The organism is Nitrospirota bacterium (genome assembly GCA_035873375.1).
In the GTDB taxonomy this organism is placed as follows: domain Bacteria; phylum Nitrospirota; class Thermodesulfovibrionia; order Thermodesulfovibrionales; family JdFR-85; genus BMS3Bbin07.
On sequence record JAYWMQ010000022.1, the window covers coordinates 1 to 20,129 of the forward strand.

Annotated in this window: 16 protein-coding genes and 3 tRNA genes; 7 read left to right on the forward strand and 12 right to left on the reverse strand. The window is 49.5% G+C overall.

Going from position 1 to position 20,129, the window contains the following annotated elements; translation table 11 throughout:
* Positions 1–123: transposase (locus VST71_04965; protein MEC4685069.1), on the forward strand; the 123-nt coding region annotated here is incomplete at its 5' end.
* A 142-nt stretch (positions 124–265) separates the two neighbouring features.
* Here the strand turns inward: VST71_04965 and VST71_04970 are convergent.
* Positions 266–718, reverse strand: a complete 453-nt coding sequence (locus VST71_04970) for a hypothetical protein (GenBank protein ID MEC4685070.1) — start codon at positions 716–718, stop codon at positions 266–268.
* Positions 719–863: 145 nt separating this feature from the next.
* Between VST71_04970 and VST71_04975 the strand changes: the two genes are divergently transcribed.
* From VST71_04975 to mnmE, 4 genes are all read left to right on the forward strand, one after another.
* Positions 864–941, forward strand: a tRNA-Pro gene (locus VST71_04975).
* Between the two features lie 183 nt (positions 942–1,124).
* Positions 1,125–1,201 (forward strand) — tRNA-Arg (locus VST71_04980).
* A gap of 75 nt (positions 1,202–1,276) precedes the next feature.
* Positions 1,277–1,352 (forward strand) — tRNA-His (locus VST71_04985).
* A gap of 65 nt (positions 1,353–1,417) precedes the next feature.
* Positions 1,418–2,791, forward strand: coding sequence for a tRNA uridine-5-carboxymethylaminomethyl(34) synthesis GTPase MnmE (gene mnmE, locus VST71_04990; GenBank protein ID MEC4685071.1), 1,374 nt, complete (start codon positions 1,418–1,420; stop codon positions 2,789–2,791).
* 140 nt (positions 2,792–2,931) lie between these two features.
* On the opposite strand, the gene VST71_04995 is transcribed toward mnmE, so the two are convergent.
* The 7 genes from VST71_04995 to VST71_05025 form a co-directional block, all read right to left on the reverse strand.
* On the reverse strand, positions 2,932–4,284 hold the full coding sequence (locus VST71_04995) for a TrpB-like pyridoxal phosphate-dependent enzyme (protein MEC4685072.1): 1,353 nt from the start codon (positions 4,282–4,284) through the stop codon (positions 2,932–2,934).
* Positions 4,285–4,359: 75 nt separating this feature from the next.
* On the reverse strand, positions 4,360–5,154 hold the full coding sequence (locus VST71_05000) for a hypothetical protein (protein MEC4685073.1): 795 nt from the start codon (positions 5,152–5,154) through the stop codon (positions 4,360–4,362).
* Positions 5,155–5,645: 491 nt separating this feature from the next.
* Complete coding sequence (locus VST71_05005) at positions 5,646–6,278, reverse strand: site-2 protease family protein (protein MEC4685074.1); 633 nt, start codon at positions 6,276–6,278, stop codon at positions 5,646–5,648.
* 55 nt (positions 6,279–6,333) lie between these two features.
* Positions 6,334–7,995, reverse strand: coding sequence for a phosphoenolpyruvate carboxykinase (ATP) (locus tag VST71_05010; protein MEC4685075.1), 1,662 nt, complete (start codon positions 7,993–7,995; stop codon positions 6,334–6,336).
* A gap of 110 nt (positions 7,996–8,105) precedes the next feature.
* Positions 8,106–9,227, reverse strand: coding sequence for a tetratricopeptide repeat protein (locus tag VST71_05015; GenBank protein ID MEC4685076.1), 1,122 nt, complete (start codon positions 9,225–9,227; stop codon positions 8,106–8,108).
* A 110-nt stretch (positions 9,228–9,337) separates the two neighbouring features.
* The gene (locus VST71_05020; GenBank protein MEC4685077.1) at positions 9,338–10,687 is read right to left on the reverse strand and encodes a sodium:alanine symporter family protein; all 1,350 of its coding nucleotides are present in this window, start codon (positions 10,685–10,687) and stop codon (positions 9,338–9,340) included.
* A 260-nt stretch (positions 10,688–10,947) separates the two neighbouring features.
* Positions 10,948–11,145, reverse strand: coding sequence for a hypothetical protein (locus VST71_05025; protein ID MEC4685078.1), 198 nt, complete (start codon positions 11,143–11,145; stop codon positions 10,948–10,950).
* Positions 11,146–11,354: 209 nt separating this feature from the next.
* Here VST71_05025 and VST71_05030 point away from each other — a divergent pair, with 209 nt between their 5' ends.
* A complete protein-coding gene (locus tag VST71_05030) occupies positions 11,355–13,283 on the forward strand; it encodes a CARDB domain-containing protein (protein MEC4685079.1) in 1,929 nt (642 codons plus the stop codon).
* Between the two features lie 629 nt (positions 13,284–13,912).
* On the forward strand, positions 13,913–15,277 hold the full coding sequence (locus tag VST71_05035; GenBank protein ID MEC4685080.1) for a multiheme c-type cytochrome: 1,365 nt from the start codon (positions 13,913–13,915) through the stop codon (positions 15,275–15,277).
* Between the two features lie 94 nt (positions 15,278–15,371).
* Here VST71_05035 and VST71_05040 read toward each other — a convergent pair whose 3' ends face one another.
* The 4 genes from VST71_05040 to dnaJ form a co-directional block, all read right to left on the reverse strand.
* On the reverse strand, positions 15,372–15,836 hold the full coding sequence (locus VST71_05040) for an Hsp20/alpha crystallin family protein (GenBank protein ID MEC4685081.1): 465 nt from the start codon (positions 15,834–15,836) through the stop codon (positions 15,372–15,374).
* Positions 15,837–15,975: 139 nt separating this feature from the next.
* A complete protein-coding gene (gene clpB / locus VST71_05045) occupies positions 15,976–18,621 on the reverse strand; it encodes an ATP-dependent chaperone ClpB (protein ID MEC4685082.1) in 2,646 nt (881 codons plus the stop codon).
* Between the two features lie 18 nt (positions 18,622–18,639).
* Entirely contained in the window at positions 18,640–18,984 is a 345-nt protein-coding gene (locus VST71_05050) for a MerR family transcriptional regulator (protein MEC4685083.1), read from the reverse strand.
* The gene (gene dnaJ, locus VST71_05055) at positions 18,984–20,075 is read right to left on the reverse strand and encodes a molecular chaperone DnaJ (protein MEC4685084.1); all 1,092 of its coding nucleotides are present in this window, start codon (positions 20,073–20,075) and stop codon (positions 18,984–18,986) included. The genes VST71_05050 and dnaJ overlap by 1 nt, the downstream gene beginning before the upstream one ends.
* Between the last annotated feature and the right edge of the window lie 54 nt (positions 20,076–20,129).

Below are 20,129 nucleotides of genomic sequence, written 5' to 3' on the forward strand. Positions count from 1 at the left end.
GAAGGTATTAACAGCCTGATCCAGGCAGCCAAGGCAAAGGCGCGAGGCTACCGCACAACACGTAATCTTATTACCATAATTTACCTCATTGGGGGAAAACTTGATTTCCGTTTACCCACATGAATCAGCGAGGAACCAAAAAGATCCCTAATGTACTAAACTATTACGTCTGCTTGCATATCTCTCCCTTGGGTATTTCTTTTATGTCCCCATGCCCTTTTACATAGTCTATCAGTCCCTCCACAAAGTCCTCTTTCCATATCACTCAGAAGAAATAACGTTGATGTGTTGACCTGAGTATAAAGTTCCAGAGAGAATATTCCATTGAGATAAGACCACAAACGGGAATCCTGTAATTACCCACAATCCTGTAAAACATCTTTGCAGCACCTGAATAAAAACTCAGGCTCAGTAAACGCCTTTTAAAGGCTTCGGGACAGAAGCTCTGATAGAAGAGTATCTTGTCCGCTGCCTTTTTGTATGCATTAATGGATATCTCTGTCTTTTCAGCCTCTTCTTTCAGGACGTCTATAACCCTTACAAGGTCTCCGGAGTCATCAAAGTATTTTTCAGGGTCAACAAAGCCGGTCAGCATCTTTGAAAGGTATTCTATCTGCAGGAACTTCTCCCTTGTATCAACACTGGCCTCCTCGCAGACCTTTACGATGTAATACCTGAAAAACCTTTCCGGGTCTATCCTTTCTGTAACCTGTTTCATTTTGACCCCCTCTGATACTATATCGGAAGTTACAGGAGATTTCTTTAATCCTTAATTTTATTATACAAAATTCCGGAGGACGTTTCTACTGACTCCATGATTATAATTTGACATTTTATGGCCTTTTTTAGTAGGCTTACATGTTCGGGGCGTAGCGCAGCCTGGTTAGCGCACCTGCCTTGGGAGCAGGGGGTCGGTGGTTCGAATCCACTCGCCCCGACCATTTTGAATTCCGGGTATAATATATATTGAATCTGTCAATAAACGTCTTTTTACCGTCATCCCCCGAAATCACCCGGGGCACCAGGGAAGCGATGAAAAGACCGGATTCCGGCACATGGAGTGTCGGAAACAGAAATGAAGAAAATCGGGTTTATATGCAGTCTCTAAAAAAAGGCAATCAAATGCGCCTGTAGCTCAGCAGGAAAGAGCAACTGACTTCTAATCAGTGGGTCGGGGGTTCAAATCCTCCCAGGCGCACCACTATTAGCAAAATACAGGCTGCTTCTGATAAAATATACATAATCCTGATCTGAGAGTAATGGTCGTTTTATTATGGTGAGCGTAGCTCAATGGTTAGAGCACTGGACTGTGGCTCCAGCGGTTGTGGGTTCGAGTCCCATCGCTCACCCCATCATTTTATCCATTTCCCGACACGGTTGCTGAAAACAGTTAACAAATCCCCGGAACTCTCCATATATGAACCTTGAAGATACCATAGTCGCCATCTCCACCCCTTCAGGTGAGGGCGGGATAGGTATAGTCAGATTAAGCGGAAAAGATGCAATAAATATTGCCTCAAGGATATTCTGCTCACCCAATGGAAAATCGCCAGCAAAAGCCGGCTCCCACACCATACTTTACGGATATATCACCAATCCTGAAAACATCACCCCCGTCGATGAAGTGCTGCTATCCGTTATGAGGGCACCACACTCTTATACCAGGGAAGATGTAGTGGAGATTAACTGCCATGGGGGGATGCTACCCCTGAGAAAGGTACTTGAACTAACTGCAAAGGAAGGAGCAAGGCTTGCAGAGCCGGGCGAGTTCACATTCAGGGCCTTTATGAACGGCAGAATAGACCTCTCCCAGGCAGAGGCAACAATAGACCTGATAAGGGCCAGGACCGACAAAAGCAGGAGACTCGCCATTGAACAACTCTCCGGAGCACTCTCTGAAAAGATAGCCTCCGTAAAAAACACCCTTGTGGATATCTGCGCACATATTGAGGCATATATTGATTTCCCGGAAGAGGAGCTGGACTTGCAGGCCAGGGCTGAACTGGGCAGGAAAACAGATGGGGTCATCCTGCAACTCAGGAAACTCTCTTCAACATACGATGAAGCCCGGTTCTTCCGTGAGGGCCTGTCTGTGGCGATTATCGGAAAGCCGAACGTCGGGAAATCCTCCCTCCTGAATGCCCTCATTGAAAGGGAGAGGGCAATTGTAACGGAACTTCCCGGCACAACAAGGGATGTCATCGAGGAGTGCCTGAACATAAACGGTCTGCCCTTGCGGATAATGGATACAGCAGGCATCAGGGAGACCCATAACCTTGCTGAAAGCGAAGGGGTCAGAAGGAGCCTCATGGCTATTGACGGTGCGGATTTAGTGCTGGCAATGTTTGATATAAACACCCCGTTGAAAGATGAAGACTTCAGCATTATTGAAAAGATACGGGACAGAAAAAGCATTATTGTCCTTAACAAGGCAGACCTGCCCCATTCAGTCGAGGAAAACCTTATTCCCGAAGACCTTCCCAAGGTCAGGATATCGGCTAAAACAGGCGAGGGGATAGACTCTCTGAAGAAAGAGGTAGAGGCTCAGATATTTAAAAGCGGCTCACCTTCCGATGGGGTCATGATAACAAACCTGAGGCACAAACTGGCACTTGATCAGGCAACCGAATCCCTGTCAAGGGCATCCGATGCCATCAAAGATGGAATGCCCTACGAGATAACGGCCTTTGAACTGAGAGACGGCCTTGACAGGCTGGGAGAGATTGCCGGCGAGACTACAACAGAGGATATCCTGGACAGGATATTCAGTCAGTTCTGTATCGGAAAGTGAGGCGGGATATCAGTCGTGATGAACGTGCAACAAGACTCAATGTCTCCAGGGCGTTTATAACAAGAATGCTCCTACCCCACAGCATATATATGAACTTCTTCATCCAGACGATCCTTCAGTAACAGCCGACGCCCTTAAGCTTAAATCACGGGCAACTTCGAAAGGGCTTCTTTTATCTTCTCTTCAGGGTATTCATAATCAGTCAGTTTGCCGGCAAGGTAGTCTGCATATGCCTGAAGGTCGAGATAGCCGTGGCCGCTGAGATTAAAGAGCAGGGTCTTCTCCTTCCCCTCTTCCCTGCAGAGCAATGCCTCGTCAATGGCAGCCCTTATGGCATGGGAGGTCTCGGGAGCAGGAATTATACCCTCTGTGCGGGAAAACTGCAGCGCCGCCTCAAACACCGTTGTCTGCGGATATGCCTTTGCCTCTATCAACCCGTCGTGATAGAGCTGGCACAGGAGGGGTGCATCACCGTGATATCTGAGTCCGCCTGCATGTATGCCGGGAGGCATAAAATCATGTCCAAGGGTATACATCATCGAGAGTGGAGTCAGTCCGGCAGTGTCGCCAAAGTCATACCTGAACTCACCCTTTGTCAGCGTCGGGCATGATTCAGGCTCAACGGCCATCACCCTCAGCTCTTTTCCGTTTATCTTGTCCCGGAGAAAGGGAAAGCTCACACCGGCAAGGTTGCTCCCTCCGCCGCAGCATCCTATTATGATATCAGGATAGTCTCCTATGAGTTCAAACTGCCTCTTTGTTTCAAGCCCTATTACTGTCTGGTGCAGGAGTACGTGGTTAAGTACCGAACCGAGGGCATAATTCGTATCACTGTGGCTTGCTGCATCCTCAACCGCCTCTGATATGGCTATGCCGAGACTTCCAGGACTGTCCGGGTCTGCCTCAAGTATCTTCTTTCCTGCCTGGGTGATATCTGTAGGACTTGCATGAACAGTGGCCCCCCAGGTCTCCATTGCTATCCGTCTGTAAGGCTTCTGGTTATAACTCACCTTCACCATGTAAACAGTGACGTCCAGACCAAAAAGGCTTCCTGCCAGCGCCATTGCAGAACCCCACTGACCGGCACCTGTCTCTGTGGCGATCCTCTTTATGCTGGCCTCCTTGTTGTAGTATGCCTGGGGTATGGACGTATTGGGTTTATGACTGCCTGCAGGGCTTACTCCCTCATACTTGTAATATATTTTTGCAGGCGTGCCAAGTGCCTCTTCGAGCCTGCGGGCCCTGTACAGGGGACTCGGCCTCCAGAGGGCATAGGTCTTCAAAACCTCCTCGGGTATCTCTATCCACCTTTCTGTTGACACCTCCTGTTCAATAAGTGACATGGGAAAGATTGCAGCAAGGTCATCAGGACCAATGGGCTGTTTTGTAACCGGATGCAGTGGCGGCCCTGGAAGGTTCGGCATGTCCGCCATAATGTTGTACCACTTGGAAGGGATCTCACTGTCTGACAACACAATCTTTGTGTCTCTCATAACACCTCCATCAAAAGGTTTTATATTCTTCCATTATACACTCTTCATCGGAAAAGCTCCCTGGCACAGACTTTCTCACCATGCAGCGTCTATCTGAAGAAGTGCCCGAGTGTCAAACTCTCTGTCTGATGTCAGGGCAATCTGGGAGCCCACGCCAAGAAACACCTCTGGTTTCAACTTAAATTTCAAGGCAGGCAACAGATAAAATATAGTTTCATCCTCCTTTAGCTCCCCTGCCACTTCAATTATCGGAAACATGGAGTCTGTGGCCTTAAATATCCCGGAAAACCCAAGCTCCACCATCTTCATCTCAGGCATATAGTGAACATTGCCGTCAAATATTGCAATGTCTTTAAAAACCTTGCGCCCGGCTACTCCAAAAGCCCCGACAACATCATCCTGACCCTCCGGAATAGTTCCCGATGGAATCAGTGCGCCTCCAAATACAGAGACACCACTTTCCGCCTCGGCATCCTGAAGAACCGCATACATCAGCATCACGTCAGTGCGCGAGCTTTGCTTGATTGCATTATTACGAACGTGCAGACCCAAACGATTGTAAATACCGGCTTCAAGATGAAATCCATAATCACCGGTCGAATCCTCACCACTATAACCCTGGCGATAGCCCGTTATCCTCGCAGACACCATTCCAGGCATATCCGGAATACCCATATGGTTAAAAAAAGGATGCGGAAATCCATGTGCCATCTCCGCACCCCCATCCTTCCCCATCACCATACCACCCTCATCCATACGAGCCTGTTGTGAGCCAACCTCCCCTTCTCCCGGCTGGGCATACGCACAACTTACAGTTAAAGCGATTACAACCACGGCTAAAACAGCATTTACAAAAAACAGTCTCCTCATAAATCCCTCCTTTTTAAAAAAATATGAGACCATAAACACCCTCGTCGAAAGGGGCAGCACATAAAATACTACCATGTTTTTGAAACCCTTGTCCCGGAAACGGGGATTTCTGTTTTCATGAAGTTGGCCAACGAATCTTCTCCTTAAAAAAATGCTTCGGTAATGGCAAGACATCGTAAACTTAGGATTTATTAATCGTCTCAAAATAGTCAATCTGACATCCTTTGAAATTATTGCAGGAAACTATGCAATATTGAAAAATTGGAGGGATTGATTGGCAGAAAGAAGATACTGAAGAATTAAGGAAGGCCAACATATGCAACTCTAACCGGCTATTTTGCATGGGGAAAGTTACTGTTTTTCGTATTTATGCCGAAATATCAGGAAATGCGCAATACGTATAATGCAGGACAATTGCATAAGGATATGGCCGGGTTGACGGACAGGGATATCTGAAGGCAGAGGGCAGGGCTTTTCTACAGAAGAGATGACTAAATGAGCAGGTTTCTCAGAAATATGATAATCGGGAATATTACGTAATCGGTTATCCTGAAAAAAATGAGGGCAAGAAGGATAAAAAACCCGTAGGGTTCAATGCGGCTGTAGGCTATTGCCTGTCTTGCGGGCAGAAGCCCCAACAGTATCTTGCTTCCGTCCAGGGGGGGGACGGGAATTAAATTAAATACGGCAAGGCCTATGTTTAACACAACGCTCATCTGCAGCATCATGGCAAGGGGAAGAAATATCTTCTTTATCAGCAGGGGCTCTGTTACAGGCAGCATCAGCATCAGCTTGTAAAGGATTGCCGAAACCACTGCCAGGGCCATATTTGCGGCAGGCCCTGCAATTGAAACCCACATCATGTCCTTTTTTGGATCCCTTAGATTATAGGGATTAACAGGGACAGGCTTTGCCCAGCCTATCATGCGGGTAACGAGAAAGACAAGTGTGCCAAGAGGGTCAAGGTGTTTTAAGGGGTTTAATGTCAGTCTTCCGGCATCCTTGGCAGTGGAGTCTCCGAGCCTGTAGGCCACATACCCATGGGCGAGTTCATGAAATGTAACCGCCAGCAGTATCGGCACAGCCATAAGAATGACCTGTCTTATAATTTCAACTATATCCATTTTTTAAAAAAACAGAAGCACTTACTGTGAACCGATGCCTTTGTGCGAATTGGGTTTAAATTGGATGGAGTCTCCGGTCAATTACCGTCCTTGCCTCAACCAGGGGGTCTATGAAGGCACTCTCCATATCGTGGTCGATATCCCTCCTGTTTGAGAGGTAGGTTATCCTGTCCTGCATCCTGGCACGGAGGTATTCAAGGTATTCATTATCCTTTGCGGGCTTGTACTTTTTGTCATAATCAGCGCCAAAGAGTTCCTTGCCGTTTTTGGGTACCTGCAATCCCTGAAAAGACTTCCAGTCCTTCCACTCAATGTTCTCCCTTACAAGCTCCGTTACGATCTTCAGAGAGAGTTCCTTGGGGATGTCGATAAGGCTTTCAGGCATTCCAAAGGCGTATGTATTCATGATATAACACTCTGTGCCCATCTTGAAGAGTTTTTTAAATTGCTGGCAATCCCAGATAAGCGGGTGAACACTGAACGGGTTTGCAAATGGTTCTATAACAAGCTTTTTCAATTCCTTTGGGTCAACGTTCTCAACCCCCTTTGCCCGCATGGTGGAGAGGGATGCTCCCATTGTGACAGCAAGCCCTACCGACTTTACCCTGGATATCGGCGGCAGGCTCGGGTCTTTCTGCAGCCAGATAACCTTGCCGGGTTTTTCACAGGCATTGTCGTAGTTGAACATGTCGCGTGATTTTATACAACGGCCGTTACGGTTCCTTACATCATAGGGAACGAGCCTCTTGGTGCCGTCGGGCAGCATGGTTACAGCCACGTTCTGGGCAGTATAAAAATACTTTATCTGGGGATCACGAAATTCAACTGCGTCCGTCTTGTCAAAGAGACTCGGTTCAAGGGCAACGGATACATTGTTGTCAAGGTCTATGAGGAAGGCATCATCGTGAATAACCGTCACCTTCTCGGACTTCGTGAGGGTTCCGGCATGATCATGGCTGTTTGTAATGGATGATTTTCCTGATCCCGAGAGCCCGAAAACCGCTACAGGTGGTTTATTGCCTATCTTTTTAATGCCCCCGTGGCAGGCCACCATATTGTGCCTTACACCACAGCTCCAGGCCAGGGTAAGGGTTGCCTTCTTCCTTTCTCCAAAATAACGCATACCGAGTATCCCCACACAGTTCTCGGCCTCATCCACGATCACGAGCCCGTCGGGGAAATCGGGATGGCTCCATTCAGGGTCTGCAAAGACCAGGATGTCCGGCTCATCAAGCAGCCGTGATTTTTTAAAGAGTTCTGTCCATGGCTCCATCCAGGGGGTAAAGTTCAGGCCCCAGTCAAGCATGTTCTTTGCATCTGTTGCAGGGCTCAGAAGGTGGGCCTTGAGCATGAAATCCGTATGCAATCCAACAATACCTTCAAGCCGGAGCCCCTCTCTGCGGTTAAACTGATAGACAACCTCTCGGAGTATGCCCAGGTACATCTCCCTGTCCTTACCCATCTCCCTGACGAGTCTCCTCGCCCTGGCAGTACGTCCCACCACCCTGCCGTCCTGTGAGACAAGCACCCTGGCATTCTTCGGCAGGCCAAGCTGTTCGGGTTTGTACATGGGCTCTGATGTTACTATTATCTCAGGCTGCGTGGTTGAGAGTTTATAGAGTTCAGCCATTGAGGTCTTTCTTGTGGAATTGGCATACAGGGCTGTTTCCAGAATTGCCCGGCATGACCCAACAGGGAGTTTGTGTGTGCTTGCCATCTCTTCTCCTTTTCTTGAAAACCGAACTACAGAAATGTCATATACTATAAAATTTTACATGCCTTTCTTGTCAAGGTTCCCCTCCAATCCTCCAATCCTCCATCACTCCATCACTCCAATCCTCTCCCCCACGTTGAGACAAACTCATCATATGTCATGGGGAAGGCTGACGAGAAAGCCTGATCAAGGTCCTTGCCCTCAGCAAGGGAGACAAGAAACTCTTTCATCCTGTAGAGGCCGTATCTCTCTACAAGGAATGAGACCGCCGAATAACTCTCCCTGTAAGCGATGCCGACTATCTTCCTGTCAAAACCAAGGAACGAGCCCTCAAGAGACTTGAGCGGAATAACCTGCCCGACCGTTTCGGCATATCCACCAGAAAAATAATCTGCCAGACCTTCGTTTATCCACTGGGGGCATTCCCGGGTAATCGAATGGATCATGGCGTGGGTATATTCATGGAAGAGCACCCTTCTCAAAGCCCCTTCATTGCCCTGGAGCCCTTTTACCGGGATCCGTATCTTGCCGTCATAAATGCCGCCTGTCCAGTCCGGCACCTGAGTGATATCGGAAAAATTCTTTTTCGTATAAAGTATGACTGTTATCTGGTCTGAGGGGAAGTAGTTCATCTCCCTGCCTATCGACCTGTATGCATCCTCCAGTATGCCTAAAATCTCCCTGCTCAGCCTGCCGTGTTCGTAACCGTTGAAGAGGACCTTGAAGTGCAGGGTCTCCTCTTTTACGTAATCCTCCTGCCTCTCCATCTCCTTCTTCACCCTGTCATAGAGTCTCCTCAGCGCAGGGTCTTCCTTCAGGGAGAGAGCGGTCTCTGCATTTGAAAGGCTTCTGTCGAGGTTGTCCTGCCTGTAGTAGGCAAAGGCGAGGAATTTTCTTGCAAGAAAATCATTGCCGTCCTTCTCTGCTGCCTCTTCAAGAAAGTTTATCGCATTGTCGTAATCCCCGAGTTTGTAATATGAAAGCCCGATGGTCAGAAGCGCCTTGCCGTCTCTGTCTGAAAGCCCTTTGAGGAGTTCAATGGCGCCCTCGTAATCACCGGAATTAAAACTCTTTACAGCCTGCCGTACAATCTCCCTGTTCCCGTCTTCCCCTGAAGGGGTCAACTCATTTTGGGGCAGTGGGACCGGGGCCGGCTCTTCAGGTGTTTCAGGAGTCTTGCCCTCCTGCACCCCTGCAGTGACAGGTTGAAGGGCGTTTTCCTGTTTCAGGGACAAGGTTTCACTATGCCCTTGCCCTTCATGGTCGTAAAGGTAGATGTAGGCTGTTACTATGACGAGAAAGGACAGGATGCTGTAAAGTATTGCCCTGAAAATATCAGGCCTCCTCAGGGATTCATTCGCTTGAAATATTCGCTGCCGAGTTCCTTAACAAGTCCGGCGAGCAGGATTAAACTTATGAGGTTCGGTACTGCCATGAGCATGTTTGCAATATCGGCAAAATTCCACACGAGCTTTAACGGCACGTATGCCCCCACCACGACAAGCACTGTATAGATGATACGGTAAGGCATTACGGCCCGCTCTCCAAAGAGGAATTCAGCGCTGCGGTCACCGTAGTATGACCATGCTATGATTGTGGAGTATGCAAAGAAGACAAGGCCGAACCCTACGATCCATGCCCCTGCCTGTCCCAAAGACTGCTGAAAGGCATATGCCGACAGTGCCGCGCCCTGAAGGGCCTCCGGTCTTGCATCTCCCCACGCCCCTGAAACAATGATTACAAGGGCGGTCATGGTACATATGACTATGGTATCGATAAACGGCCCTATCATGGCAACAAGGCCCTCACGCACGGGCTCTTTGGTTCGTGCTGCGGCATGCGCCATTGGGGCAGAGCCAAGCCCTGACTCGTTCGAAAACACACCGCGCGCTACACCGTACTGAAGTGCAGCACCGAGAGCCCCGCCCCCGGCTGCCCACGGGTTAAGCGCGTGGTTGAAGATCGTCATAAAGGCTGCCGGGATTTTATCCATATTCAGAAACAGGATGAAGAGGGCCGAGGCACAGTAGGCAATGGCCATAAAGGGGACGATACGCGAGGCAACACCGGCTATACGCCTGATGCCGCCAATGATAACAAGGCCGACCGCCATAGCCATGATGACTCCAAGGACGAGTTTAAATTCAGAAGCCCGTGGAATGACAAAGCTGAGACCGTCCACAACAGAGTTTGCCTGGACCATGTTTCCTATGCCGAATGATGCAATAAGTGCAAAGACCGCAAAGACAGCCCCTGTGCGGGGCATGCCGAGGCCGTTCTTCAGGGTGTACATGGGGCCGCCCGATACCTCACCATCAGGGTGGATAACACGGTACTTGAGGGAGAGGGTGCATGAGGTATACTTGGTTGCCATGCCGACCAGGGCCGTGATCCACATCCAGAAGACCGCACCGGGGCCGCCAAAGGCTATGGCTGTAGCCACACCTGCAATGTTGCCTGTGCCGATGGTTGCTGATAATGCAGTGGACAGTGCCTGAAAGTGGGTGACCTCACCCGGGTCGCCAGCCCTGTCGTATTTACCGGATATCAACTGGATGGAGTGTTTAAACCCGCGCAGTTGGATGAAACGGAGGCGCATTGTGAGGTAAAGACCGGTGCCGACAAGGAGCACGATTGAGGGTATTCCCCACACATAGCCGGCCAGGGTGCCGGTGAGTTCAGTCAGTGATGTAATCCAGTTATCCAATTGGGTTTGCCATGTTTTTTCTGCTTTTTTGCAATTCCTGTTTAAATGTTCTGAGTTTTAAATCCTGAATTCAGCCTTGTACGTGTTAGGGGTAATGCAGATGGTTCCTCCTCATTATACGTTCCCTTTCTCATTCGCCATCTGAGGCTGTTAGCACTGATTATATCAGAACCGTTCGGATTTCAAAAGAAACCCGGCTGGATAGGCCGAGTTCTTCTACTGAACGGATGTGATTCCATGTGAACTCATCATGTTTCATTGATCCTCTGTCTGCTCTCTGTGTCAGAAAACCTGCAAACAGGATATATGCCCCTTTCAGCCAGGGCACTGTTGAAGCTTGCAGGGCCTCCTCCGCAATCAAGTATCTTCTTCCGAAGTACATTTTTAAAGTACATCATTATCCTCAGCCTTAAGTTTTTTCTTTTTTCCCCTGCCGCCTCAGTCATAACCTCTTGCCTCTCCTGCACCGTCAGTCCCAACACAGCCTCATGATTTTTCCTTCCTCAGGAGGCTGTGTTTCGTTTTTGAGGAAGCCGTTCGCGTGCTTGACATGCCCTGCAATCCATGATATTCTTTCACGTAACCATAGAATAAGCTTAAAATGGCAATGGCACATCATTGATAGGCATACTTAATTAAAAGGAGGGATTATGCGATGAAGGTAAAACATATCCAAATTATTAAAAATTGTTTGCTGCTCTGTTTGCTCGCTGTGGTTGCAGGTTGTATACCAACGAAACCAGATTTAGTACCGAAAGGTCTGTTCTTTGACTCTGATAACGTGCTTAATGTGTCTTTTAAGAATGAAGGTGATGGAGAAGTTCCAGCAAACAAAGGAAATTTAGTAATCTACATAGATGGTCGCTCGGTCGGTGGATACAGCTTCTCTAATCTTGCTGACCAATCGTTTCGCACTCCTAATGGTAGCCTGACCATTCGTACCAACTTTCGAATGAGTGGAAGCAACCGTCGCATTGCTGTTTTCATAGACTCAGAAAACGAAGTTAACGAGTCAAACGAATTCCAAAACACACTGTCTCGCACTATGACACCTCCGGCGAAAAATGGACCAGATTTCATTGTTAGCAACCTTTATACAGACTCTGACAATAAACTGAAAATTGTAGTTAAGAATATTGGCCCTGCAAATTCTCCATCAAATCTTGAAGTGAGAATGAGAGTAATTGTTAATGAGAGTGTGGCTGCAGATCTTACTCCAACTTTGCCATCTCTGACAGCAGGAGGAGGTGAAACAATTATTACCCCCAACCCACCTATCGTGATTAGTCCTAACAGCAACGTTCGTGTATTATTAAATACCAATCATCTCTTTGATGAAATCGATAATACTAATAACGTGCGGGAAGAGATACTCCCCAGCGGTCCGTCAATAGTACCTTACGCAACACTTTTGTCTCAGCCAAAGATTAAGACCAATATTATCTGGGAAGGCAGCGGGGGTATTAAAAACTACCCATCTTGGACCGCAAGCCGGAAGGCCGACCTCAACAATGCAATATTGAGGCTGGAAAAAGGGGAACCTCAAGCACTCTCCACACCGCCTGCTTTGTTGAGCGGCGGCTACATTTCAGCATCAGATGCTTGGCAGATTTATATTGCCCATATAGCTCAATCGCTGTGGATTGAAGTGCATGGAGCAGTATCTTGGCACTTGGTTGATTTTCCCGATGAACAGCTTGCATATTTACTTGATAGTCGCAAATTGATGACTTATCATCCGGTCACAAACAAGTATAAGTTCAACAGTTATCTTATGGGTGCGATTACAGCTTGGAATCCCCGAATCTCCTATGAAGTCGTTTCCAATTTGAAAATGATTAAATCAACTCAGCTTGAGACAATTTATGCGCTTACCAACTGGATGAGGGGGCATCTAATTCATATCTCAGGTAGTGATGATTACACTGAGCAGTACGGTTACCCGGGACCCCCGCCTGCAGACAAGGTACTATACCCTCTTGAGGGCAAGCGTCATAAAACAGCGGGTTGTTGGGGTACATCAGGTCTCTATGGCGCAGTATTAAGAAGTGTGAACATACCTGTAGAACGTGCTGACATTAACCTAAACAATGGAACTCATAGTCGTCCAGTCTTTCCCTCTGTGGATAGAAGCATGCCGCATGGGGATGATGTTTATACAGCTACCCTTACTCCGTCCGGGGCTGTGATACCAACGTCGAAAATATTCTATACCTTGGCCCAGATGACCACGAAATTCATAAGCCCTGCTGTGGACTGTGTCTCAGGCGAATGCAATACCGTTGGTGAGCAGGCTTCTTACAATGCTGGGAAAGACCACTTGCAACTTGCTTACGACTACATGGCAGATTATATCCTATACCAATACGCCCAATACGGTGCCGATTATCTTAATGATTCATTGCGCGGACCGCGGATTGGTGGTTCTGTTCATGAGTTTGTTAAGCCTTATTTCACCGATGCCGAAAGGACTGCTATGGTTAGTGCAGTGGAAACCAAGGTTAAAGAAATTGGAAACGGTAACCTTGAAACAGGCAAAAGTAAGGTGATTGCAAGATGGAATCGTTTTCAACAGAACAAATAGTCACCCGGGGTTAGACCTCGAAAGCATAATTTAACAAGAGATGATTTCAGAGTGGAGCTATTTGTCTAAGCCTTATAAGTCCTCCTGGTGTCAAGGGCAAAAGGGGTCTGTAAGCGGAATCCGACAAATAAGCTTTTCCGTATCTTAAAGGGGACATCAAACACTTAATAGTGACTCAATAGCCGGTCCTTTCAGAGATTAGTTGAGGGACCGGCGACAGCAGAGAGGACCTTGTCCTGTTGTCTCTGCGGCCAAGAAACTACCATGCCTACTCAAAAGGCAGGGCTAAGGCCGAAAGGCTTTATCCGGTTAGTTGCAGGATCGGGTAGGGGGTGGTTATTCCTTCTATGATTTTGCCATTAACGGTCTCATTGACTGCTCTGAAGGACGTTTTCAGTGCTTTGGCAAGCTCCTTCTGAGTAATTCCGATGGTTATGTTTGTCAGGAGGGGGTACGTGGGGCTTTGGATTGACAGATGCTGAAACACATGATACCCTGAAATAAAGTAAGGTCGTCTAACAAGCAGGGGGGGAACCACTTGCCTGAAAGCGGTTCCGGAAATTTATCCTTCGTAGTACTACGGATAACAGGAGACGTTCTGACTGAAAATCGTCTAAAGGAGGGTGAGTATGGAGGGGGTTAGAAAGTTTCTTTGTTTTGGCCTGTTTTTACTGATTTCAATGGCTTTTTCGGGCACGCCGGTCCGGGCTGAAAAGGCCGGGCATCCAGATGTATCCGGGAAAAGGGCGGAGACGCTGCAGGGTTTCCCGGCTGCGGCTTTAAAATGCATTGACTGTCATACCAGGGAGACCCCCGGCATCGTTGCAAACTGGAAGGGCAGCACGATGGCCCGTGCCGGGGTCTCCTGCTACGACTGCCATGTGGTCAAAAAGGACTCTCCAATGGCCAGCCAGTGTGAGGGAGTCAAAGAGGAGATGCCGGGAGTTTATACATCCCCCATGGTCTCTCCGGAAACCTGCAAAGGGTGTCACCCTTCCGAGGTGAAGCAATTCAGCCGGAGTGCCCATGCCGGGCTTGCAGGTGCGCCGGTAATAGAGAAAGAGAAGTATAAGAAACTTATGTACGAATTGGAGGGAGGCGAGTTTGCCGGCATACCGAAGGGAGACCCGCGCACCCTGGCTGCCAGGCAGGGCGGCTGCCAGATGTGCCACGGCACGGAGGTGAAGCTCAAGGCTGACAGGAAACCCACTGACGACAGCTGGCCAGGCGGCATAGGCATGCGCTATCCTGACGGGGGAGTCGGTAATTGCACGGTCTGCCACAGCCGGCACCAATTCAGGGTTTCCGAGGCAAGGAAACCCGAGGCCTGCGCCAAGTGCCATATAGGCCCGGACCATCCCGACATTGAGATCTATTACGAAAGCAGCCACGGCAAACTCTACCTTACTGATGGAGAGAACTGGAACTGGGACTCTCCTGTTGATTCCTGGGAGCCCGGCGATTACTCAGCACCCACCTGCGCAACCTGCCATATGAGCGGTATCGGTGACCTGAGCTCAACACACAATGTCACCGAACGCCTGAAGTGGGACCTGGTCCATCCAAAAAGCGTGGTGCGCAGTGGTGAACGCGGCGACGGAGAAAAGGGGCGCACACTCATGAGGAGGGTCTGCAGCAACTGCCACAGCAAGGTCCAGATCGACAGCCACTTTGCAAAGCTGGACAGGACAGTAGGGCTTTATAATTACTATTACGACAGTGCCCAAAAGATGATGAAGGACCTCAAGGCCAGGGGCCTCCTGAAAGAAGACAAATGGAGCGACGCCTTCCAGGAGCTTAATTACTACCTCTGGCACCATGCCGGCAGGAGGGCGCGTCACGGGACTGCCATGGATGGCCCGGATTACACACAGTGGCACGGATTTTTCCAGATATTCCAGATATACAAGGATATGGAAGAGATTTACAACTGGCGCATAAAGAACAACAAAATCGAGCCGCTCAGCCCGGTCATGTCAACAGCCCCGTACTGAAGAATCCGGACTGAATAATGCCATACGAAACAAAATGGGGCGGCCCTCTGAAAGAGGAGCCGTCCCAGTCCTTACCCCGGATACCGGGATACTTCTAAGACACTTCCACCTTTATCTCTTTTGGTTTTGCCTCTTCCTTTTTCGGGAGGACTATCTCGAGTATACCGTTCTTGTAGGTGGCCCTTGCCTTTGTGCTATCCACCTCCACAGGCAGGGGGATCGACCTGGCAAAGCTGCCATACGACAGTTCAGCCGCATAGCAGTCCTCCTCTTTGACCTCTTCCTCCCTCCTGACTTCACCTTTTATGGTAAGGTTATTCTCGGTTATGGTGAGGTCTATGTCCTTCTTGTCAACTCCGGGGACCTCCACCTTTACAACTATATCATTCTTCCGGTCGTACATCTCGATACTCGGCACAATCATGCCGCCCTCCGCGGGTTTGCCCCACCATCTGCGGCGCCTCCGGGGAAGAGGCTCAATAAAGTCCTCAAACAATCTCTCCATATCCCTCCTCATGTCTTCAAGCTCCTTCATGGGTGACCATTTAACAACCGACATATCTACCACCTCCTTGCAATACGGACGGGACAAAGCCCCCGCCCTTTATTCCAGGGCCAAAGGCCCTCGTTATTGCATCAACCCCCCAACTCGCAACAGTCTTCTTCCTTGAACCCGCAACCCGCAACAGTCTTTAATTCTACGCAGCCATCTCTGCTACAACAACCTTTTCAAAGACCATTTCACCATTCTTGTAATCAACCTCCAGGGTGTCCCCTTCGGAAACCTTCCCCTCAAGGAGAAGCTTTGCCAGCGGGTTCAACACCTCTTTCTGGATCACCCGCTTCAGCGGTCTTGCACCGTATACAGGGTCGTATCCGATCTCTGCAAGGTGTTCCCTGGCTGATTCGGTAAGAAGGATGTCCATCTTCTTCTCCTTCAGATACTTCTTCATCCTGTTTATCTGTATCTCGACTATCTGCTTAAGCAGCTCCTTGCTGAGCGGGTTGAAGATTATTATCTCATCCACCCTGTTAAGAAATTCAGGACGGAAGAACTTCTTCAGGTCTTCCATCACACGCTCCTTCAGTTCCTTGTCATCGTCTGCATTCCAGTGGGTACCCGGCACCTTCTCCCTCGCCTCAAGCAGTTCCTGTATATGAAGACTCCCGATATTCGAGGTCATTATGGTGACGGTATTGCGGAAATCAACCGTCCTGCCCTGGCCGTCGGTAAGCCTTCCGTCGTCAAGGAGCTGGAGCAGTACATTAAAGACCTCCGGATGCGCCTTCTCAACCTCATCAAAAAGTATCACTGAATAGGGCCTCCGCCTGACGGCCTCGGTAAGCTGTCCACCCTCTTCGTACCCGACATAGCCGGGAGGTGCACCTATCAGCCTGGAGACGGTATGCCTCTCCTGATACTCGGACATATCTATCCGGATGAGTGCATTCTCATCGTCAAAGAGGAACTCGGCAAGGGCCCTTGCAAGCTCCGTCTTTCCAACACCTGTAGGACCGAGGAATATAAACGAACCGATCGGCCTGTTCGGGTCCTGTATGCCAGCCCTTGCCCTCCTGACCGCATCGGAAACAGCCCTGATAGCCTCGTCCTGACCCACAACCCTCTGGGTTAACCTCTCTTCCATCTTCAGGAGTTTCTCTGTCTCACCCTCGAGCATCCTGCTTACAGGAATACCCGTCCACTTTGAGACGACCTCTGCAATGTCCTCCTCATCCACCTCTTCCTTGAGCAGACGCCTGCGGGTCTGAAAATCGTGAAGCTTGTTGTTTTCCTCCTCAAGCGCCTTCTGAAGCTCGATCAGCTTTCCGTATTTCAGCTCTGCCGCTCTTGTAAGGTCGCCCTCACGTTCAGCCTTTTGAGACTCCATCCTGGCCTGCTCAATCTGCTCCTTCAGCTCCCTTATCCTCTGTATGATCTCCTTCTCACTCAACCACTGGGCCCTGAGGGCATTCCTCTTTTCTTCAAGCTCTGCAATCTCCTTCTGCAGTTTCTCCAGTTTTTCCTTTGCATCCTTTGAATCATCCTTCATCACAGCCTGCTTCTCTATCTCAAGCTGCCTCAGTCTCCGCTCTATCTCGTCAAGCTCTGTGGGCATACTGTCTATCTCCATCCTGAGTCTTGCAGCAGCCTCGTCAATGAGGTCTATCGCCTTGTCCGGAAGGAACCTGTCCGTGATGTACCTGTTTGAAAGCACTGCCGCTGCCACAAGTGCCGAATCCTTTATCCTTACCCCGTGATGAACCTCGTAACGCTCCTTCAGTCCCCTGAGTATGGATATGGTATCCTCTACCGAGGGCTCTCCCACATATACGGGCTGAAACCTTCTCTCAAGGGCTGCATCCTTCTCAATATACTTCCTGTATTCATTAACGGTAGTGGCACCGACACACCTCAGCTCACCCCTTGCAAGCGCGGGTTTCAGCATATTTGAGGCATCTATGGCACCCTCTGCAGCGCCTGCGCCCACAATGGTGTGCATCTCATCAATAAAGAGTATTATGTTGCCTGCCGCCTGCTCAATCTCCTTCAAAACGGCCTTCAGCCTCTCTTCAAACTCACCCCTGAATTTTGAGCCGGCTATCAGCGCCCCTATATCAAGGGCGATAACCTTCTTGTCCTTCAGTGTCTCAGGGACGTCTCCGGCAACGATTCTCTGTGCAAGACCCTCTGCTATTGCCGTCTTTCCAACACCCGGGTCGCCTATCAGGACGGGGTTGTTCTTGGTCCTCCTTGCAAGTACCTGCATCACCCGCCTTATCTCCTCATCCCTTCCGATAACCGGGTCGAGTTTTCCCTTTCTGGCAAGCTCGGTGAGATCCCGTGCATAGCGCTTGAGCGCCTGATATTTTTCTTCCGGATTCGGATCCGTCACCCTGTGAACACCCCTGACTTCCTGCATAACCTCGAGAATCTTCTGCTCCGTGGCATTATACCTCTGAAGCAGTTCGGATGCAGGCCCTCCCTCGGTCACGATGCCGAGCAGCAGATGCTCAGTGCTCACATACTCATCCGAGAGGTGCTCTGCCTGTTTCCAGGCCTCGTCAAAGACCTTTTTGAGTCTTGCAGAGATGTATAGCTGCCCCATCGGGGTTGCACCCATCACCTTTGGAAAACGGTCTATCTCGGCCTCAACATCTTTCCTTAACAGGGTCAGGTCAATACCTATCCTCTGCAGGATCTGTACCGGTATTCCCTCATCATCGGACAAGAGACTGACAAGCAGGTGCTCAGGCTGAAGTTCCTGATTCCCCTTTGCCTCAGCTACCCTCTGGGCCTCCTGAATAGCCTCCTGTGATTTCATTGTCAATTTATCCATTCTCATAATTCCTCACCTCCTGCCTTAATCTCTGAAAATCCTCCTGATCCTCTCTTCAAATTCCCTCCTCCTGTCTTCTTCAAGGCATTGCAGCATGGAGTCCATCTCCCTCTGCAGCGCCACAAGCCTTCTCCTCATTCTGAGGATAATATCAACCCCTGCCTTGTTAACCCCCAGGTCCCGCGTGAGCTCCAGTATAAGGTGCAGCCTCTCGATATCCTCATCAGAATACAGCCGCTGTCTCCTTACCCGCTTGGGCGTAATCAAGCCCTCCCTCTCATAGAGCCGGAGGGTCTGCGGATGAACGCCCAGCATCCTGGCAACAACACTGATCATATAAAGTGGATGTTCCCTGTCCCTTTCCACCATTATCGCCTCACCATCCTTTGCCTTGGATTCTCTTTATACAATCTCTCGATCTCCCTGAAAAGTTTCTTGTCTTCTGAAGAGAGCTCCTTTGGGATTACTATCTTTATATTTACGTACTGGTCTCCCCTCTTGCCTGTCTTGGGGGATGGAAATCCCTTGCCCTTCAGCTTGAACCTCTGGCTGCCCTGCGTGCCGGGTGGCAGGGTCATCTTTGTCATGCCATCAATGGTCGGCACCTCTATCTTTGCGCCAAGCGCAGCTTCAGGGATCGTCACCGGCACTTCCACATACAGGTCGTTTCCCTCCCTCCTGAATATCGGGTGTGGGAGTATCTCAATCTCTATATACAGGTCACCAGGGGGACCTCCGGCCACACCTGGCTCACCCTTGCCCCTCAGTCTCACCCTTGAGCCATTGTCCACACCGGCAGGTATCTTCACCTTGACGGTCTCGGTCTTTAATATTGTCCCCTTACCCCTGCAATCAGGACAGAGCCTTGTTACCTTCCTCCCTGTGCCTCCACAGTCAGGACAGGTCTGACTTACACTGAAAAACCCCTTCCGGCTCTTTAACTTCCCTGTCCCTCCACACTTCGCGCAGCTCGTAACCCCCTCGGCACCACTACCGCCACACCTCTGACAAGTAATCCCATGGCTTATTGTTATTGGCCTCGTAACACCTGAAAAGGCCTCCTCAAGGGTCAGGGTCATTCTTGTGATAAGGTCAGCCCCCTTGAGCGGGGCCTCCCTGAAACCCGTCCGTGTACCCAAAAAGTCCGAGAAAAGGTCTTCAAATCCGGGAGCCTCAAACCCTCTTCCCGTAAAGTCATTCGTCCTGAACTCCTCAAACCCGGGGGGGGCCTTAAACCCTGCAGGCCCAACCCTGTCATACTCAGCCCTCTTCTTGGGGTCGCCAAGGACTGCATATGCCTCATTTATCTCCTTAAACTGCATCTCCGCCCCTTTGTCTCCCGGATTCAGGTCAGGATGGTATTTGCGTGCAAGACGTCTGAACGCCTTTTTTATCTCATCCTGAGAGGCGTCCTTGCTTACTCCCAGTACCTCATAATAGTCTTTCACACCAGTCGTCATCCTTTCCTCCCTATCTAAAAATTATTATATTACCTGATAAGACCTTTGTCAAGA

Bases quoted from the DNA above. Each gene is read 5' to 3' on its own strand.
- VST71_05040 (MEC4685081.1), bottom strand. From the start codon at position 15,836: ATGTCGGTTGTTAAATGGTCACCCATGAAGGAGCTTGAAGACATGAGG.
- VST71_05010 (MEC4685075.1), bottom strand. From the start codon at position 7,995: ATGGCAAGCACACACAAACTCCCTGTTGGGTCATGCCGGGCAATTCTG.
- clpB (MEC4685082.1), bottom strand. From the start codon at position 18,621: ATGAGAATGGATAAATTGACAATGAAATCACAGGAGGCTATTCAGGAG.
- VST71_05035 (MEC4685080.1), top strand. From the start codon at position 13,913: ATGGAGGGGGTTAGAAAGTTTCTTTGTTTTGGCCTGTTTTTACTGATT.
- mnmE (MEC4685071.1), top strand. From the start codon at position 1,418: ATGAACCTTGAAGATACCATAGTCGCCATCTCCACCCCTTCAGGTGAG.
- VST71_05050 (MEC4685083.1), bottom strand. From the start codon at position 18,984: ATGGTGGAAAGGGACAGGGAACATCCACTTTATATGATCAGTGTTGTT.
- VST71_05005 (MEC4685074.1), bottom strand. From the start codon at position 6,278: ATGGATATAGTTGAAATTATAAGACAGGTCATTCTTATGGCTGTGCCG.
- VST71_04995 (MEC4685072.1), bottom strand. From the start codon at position 4,284: ATGAGAGACACAAAGATTGTGTTGTCAGACAGTGAGATCCCTTCCAAG.
- VST71_04970 (MEC4685070.1), bottom strand. From the start codon at position 718: ATGAAACAGGTTACAGAAAGGATAGACCCGGAAAGGTTTTTCAGGTAT.
- VST71_05000 (MEC4685073.1), bottom strand. From the start codon at position 5,154: ATGAGGAGACTGTTTTTTGTAAATGCTGTTTTAGCCGTGGTTGTAATC.
- VST71_05030 (MEC4685079.1), top strand. From the start codon at position 11,355: ATGAAGGTAAAACATATCCAAATTATTAAAAATTGTTTGCTGCTCTGT.
- dnaJ (MEC4685084.1), bottom strand. From the start codon at position 20,075: ATGACGACTGGTGTGAAAGACTATTATGAGGTACTGGGAGTAAGCAAG.
- VST71_05025 (MEC4685078.1), bottom strand. From the start codon at position 11,145: ATGACTGAGGCGGCAGGGGAAAAAAGAAAAAACTTAAGGCTGAGGATA.